At 54.8% G+C, this 3,711-nt stretch carries 5 protein-coding genes and 1 pseudogene; 5 read left to right on the top strand and 1 reads right to left on the bottom strand.

Features of this window, described 5'->3' with window-relative positions:
* From P775_RS28500 to P775_RS29850, 4 genes are all read left to right on the top strand, one after another.
* The coding region (locus tag P775_RS28500) for a hypothetical protein (RefSeq protein ID WP_218967677.1) at positions 1-303 on the top strand (303 nt) is incomplete at its 5' end.
* 135 nt (positions 304-438) lie between these two features.
* Complete coding sequence (locus P775_RS11665) at positions 439-1,065, top strand: SOUL family heme-binding protein (protein WP_099911165.1); 627 nt, start codon at positions 439-441, stop codon at positions 1,063-1,065.
* Between the two features lie 80 nt (positions 1,066-1,145).
* Complete coding sequence (locus tag P775_RS11660; RefSeq protein WP_281256079.1) at positions 1,146-1,352, top strand: UvrD-helicase domain-containing protein; 207 nt, start codon at positions 1,146-1,148, stop codon at positions 1,350-1,352.
* Complete coding sequence (locus P775_RS29850; protein WP_425439901.1) at positions 1,349-1,510, top strand: hypothetical protein; 162 nt, start codon at positions 1,349-1,351, stop codon at positions 1,508-1,510. The genes P775_RS11660 and P775_RS29850 overlap by 4 nt, the downstream gene beginning before the upstream one ends.
* Before the next feature lie 535 nt (positions 1,511-2,045).
* Here P775_RS29850 and P775_RS11655 read toward each other — a convergent pair.
* A pseudogene (locus P775_RS11655) lies at positions 2,046-2,691 on the bottom strand (transposase); the annotation flags it as partial.
* Between the two features lie 403 nt (positions 2,692-3,094).
* Here P775_RS11655 and P775_RS27580 point away from each other — a divergent pair.
* The gene (locus tag P775_RS27580) at positions 3,095-3,523 is read left to right on the top strand and encodes a hypothetical protein (protein WP_143520884.1); all 429 of its coding nucleotides are present in this window, start codon (positions 3,095-3,097) and stop codon (positions 3,521-3,523) included.
* Positions 3,524-3,711: the final 188 nt, after the last annotated feature.

The following is a 3,711-nucleotide window of genomic DNA, read 5'->3' as shown; positions in this document are numbered from 1 at the left end:
GTCCTTTCGGTTGGGCCAGAGTCTATCTCAAACTGGATTAGCTGCAGGGGGCAACGTCACTGCCTTAGTCAACGAAACCAATGCCGAGGAAAGTCCCTATTCAAAGTTTCCTCGAACTTCATCAAGGACGACTTCGGGCAAGGCGAGATCAAAACCGGCAAATCTACACGTTCGCAAGAACGCTTGGGCACCAGCCGCCCTGAAGTATCCAGCGTCTATGAAAATATTCGTGTCGAGAAATATTGTGGGCACGTCTTGCTCCTGAATGAGCGGATTCATGTATCATACACTCAGATTGCATGACGAAGAAGAAGTCAGTCGGTAATGGACATGCTCGTTCTTGACCGGTTTTCCTGCCTCAGTGGGTTTCATGCCAGTGATGCGCTTTCCAAGCTGAAACGGACCGGATGAGAAGCTTTTGATGTGAAGGAGACACGGATGTTTTCACGCGCGACCCGGGCGATTACGGCCCTCACAAGCCTTCTGACCGTCACCGCCTGTTCCGTTTTTGGCAGCGCCGCGGCGCCTGAGCCGGAATACCGCATGATCCTGTCTGAACCGCCGTACGAGCTGCGGGACTATGGCGCACTGGTCGTGGTGAAAACGGCGATGGATGGCGGATCGCGCGCCGCATTTGGACGCCTTTTCGACTATATCTCGGGCGCGAACGCCGGGGCGCGTGACATTGCCATGACTGCGCCCGTTCTGAAAACCGACAGCACCGCAGGAACAGAGATCGCCATGACCGCCCCGGTCCTGCAAAGCCGGGACGGCGCGCGCGAGATGGTCTTTGTTCTGCCTTCCGCGATGACGCTTCAAACAGCCCCCGTGCCGACCGATCCCGCCGTCACCTTGTCCACCATTGCGCCGCGTCGCGTCGCGGTGGTGCGCTATGCCGGTTTCATGGCCAGCAACGCCGCGGCCGAGGAGGCCCACTTGCGCGACTGGCTCGCGATCAAAGGCCTGACCGCCAACGGCCCGGGGGAGGTGGCAGGCTACAACCCACCCTGGACCCTGCCGCCCTTGCGCCGCAATGAGGTGCTGATCCCGGTTGCAAGCGAATAGGTTCGCAGAAAAACATTCAAGTTCCCATTTCGTTCTCGCTTCGGTAACCTCACTCCAAGATCCGAAAGAGGGAACAAGGCATGGCAGGCGCAGGCTATCTCGACAAGCTGAACGACAATCAACGCGCTGCCGTGGAATTCGGCGTCGATGGCGACACGCTACCTCCTCCGCTGCTGGTGATCGCTGGGGCCGGGTCTGGCAAGACCAACACGCTGGCACATCGCGTGGCGCATCTGCTTGTCAACGGTGCCTATCCGCGGCGCAGCTTATTCTCGCCTGGCACATGACCCATGGTCTGGCCGTGCCGATCCCAAAGTCAAGCCGGCCCCATCATCTCGAAGATCTGGCCGCCGCCGCGCAGGTGCAGCTTTCCCAGTCGACGCTGGATCGCATCGACGGGCTGGCTCCGGTTCCGCCGCATCCCGTACCCCTCGAAATCCGCTGATCTTGACGGTTCGACATTCGAGCGCAGGGCGAAGCAGACTGCGCATGTCAGGCAGGCCTGAGGCGTGAGCGGTGTGGATCACCTTCAGCCGTGACTTCACCTCCTGCAGAACATCTCCTGTATGAAGCAGGCCTGTCATCAGGTCTGTCTGACGCGAAACAATTTTGGCGCGCGGAGCCTGTCGTTCAGAGTTTGAGCCTCTAAACGCCCTGAAATCCCGGCCGCCACGGCAATTAATTTTCACAGATTCCGCTTGCGAAAAAATGGACCAAAAGCCTCGTTTAGCTTTGCCCACCACGGCTGGAAGCGTTTGCGAGAAAATTGCGAGTTACATTTTTCGCAACGTTGCCATGAAGTTAAGTGTGGACAGGCAGCACTTACGTTGCGGTATGTTCTTCTTACGTTCCTTCGGCCTCAGCCAAGAACAGCCAAAAACATAAACGCTACATCAACGCGGATTCCGCGACCAATGCCGCATAGTCGGAGAACAAACATGCAACATGACACCGATCCAATCAAGACGGCTTGGCAAAGAAAAGCCTTCGAGGCTCTTGCCATGTTTCTTGGTCCAGCGCGCGTCGACGTCCTTCTGAGACCGCTTTGCGGGCTTGTCCGCCCAGCCCTCCGGCAGCGCGCCGTTCTTGATGTCCTTGTTTTCCTCGCGTGTGTTATGATTGCGCGGCACCGGAACAATGGTTGCATCCAGGATCTGGCCGCCCCGCGCGATGTAGCTCTGCCACGCCAGATAGCCTCCTCTCGGCAAATTGCTGCGCAATCGCCTGCCGGGCAAGGGTCGAATTGCTTGAACAACACCTCCACCATGCCCGCCTGCTCAAGGGCCTCGCGATAGAGCCAGACCGTCTTGGCGTCGGGCACCTGATCCTTCAGGCCAAGCCCGAGGAACCGCATAAACGACAGCCGATCGCGCACCTGATATTCAATCTGGTCGTCCGACAGGTTGTAGAGCGCGCTCAGCACCAGCGTCTTGAACATGAGCACGGCGTCATCGGCTTTCGCCAGGCTCGCCACTTGCGCTCTGGATCAGGCTTGCGCCAGACCCGTTCCAGGATCGGGCGAAACTCCTCCCAGGACACGACAGCATAGATCTCGACCAACGGGTCCTTCTTGGCTTCCAGGCTCGCATAACGGTCGCAAAGATTAAAGAAACTCATCTGCGCCATTGTCAAACCCACAGCTGCCGAACACGCCAGCGATCATACCGCGCCAGCGAGGTCAGAGCAATTTTTCGAGCTGCCCGCAAGTCATATGGGGGTCGTTTCGGCGTTTAATACGATTTTCGTTTGAAATGGTGAATATGTCGCAGATGTTGCCATTTAAAAGATCATTTGGGAGGGAGACTGAAGCGATCCTTATTGTCAATGAATTATCCCCACTTAAATGGGCATATGAAAACACAAGTAGGTGTGTGATATATTTATGGATATTATCAGACATAATTCCAAATATAAGGCTTAATTTCTTGTGTGATGTCATTCCAGATGATAGCGCTAGTCTTCTATAGCGACTCCGCAGCGCTTTTCGCACTTACAGCGTAATTTCTTCGCAAAACAAAATAATAAATTCATGCGCATTTTGAAGAATGCGTTACTCGTAAATATCTGTAAAACCGACATTCTCTCATCTGTCTTGAAGTCTAGTAAAACTCTGATGCTGCTGAAAAATCGGCGGCCTCAGATATCATTTTTTCAAGGAGATGTGCCGTCGATTTGCGGATTTCAATATAATGCCCGACGCAAGCGCATCGCGTGGCGATCAGGGCTGAGATGGTGGAATAATATGACCCAAGCTTACTATCATGAAGAAAAGGCAAAGCGCATTTTTACTTGTCGTTACTGCGGCCATCGCATGCGTCTTGGTGCAGAAACATGTGGAGAATGTTATCAGCCAGCCCGTATTTATAACCACAAGTGGTTTCTGATCTTGGTTCCCCTGCTGGCTTCCATGCTTGCTGCAATTGCGTTCAGTTACTACCTGACCTCCTTGATAGCTTGAAATAAATGCGCTGTTGGGCCTGCACAGAAGTTCATGGCACGACAAGAAGCATTGCAATATCCATGGCGCCTGCCTTTCGAAGGCAGGGGTCGACGCCTGAGCGGGGAAGGCGATTTTTTCGGCGAAAGGGCTCTATTGATGGCGTGGATGCCCCTCCTGACGGCATCGCAATGTGCCATTGTGGTGAG

Source organism: Puniceibacterium antarcticum (assembly GCF_002760615.1).
Lineage (GTDB): Bacteria > Pseudomonadota > Alphaproteobacteria > Rhodobacterales > Rhodobacteraceae > Puniceibacterium > Puniceibacterium antarcticum.
Note: the sequence above shows the minus strand (reverse complement) of the source record. Positions and strands in the feature narration are given on the sequence as shown.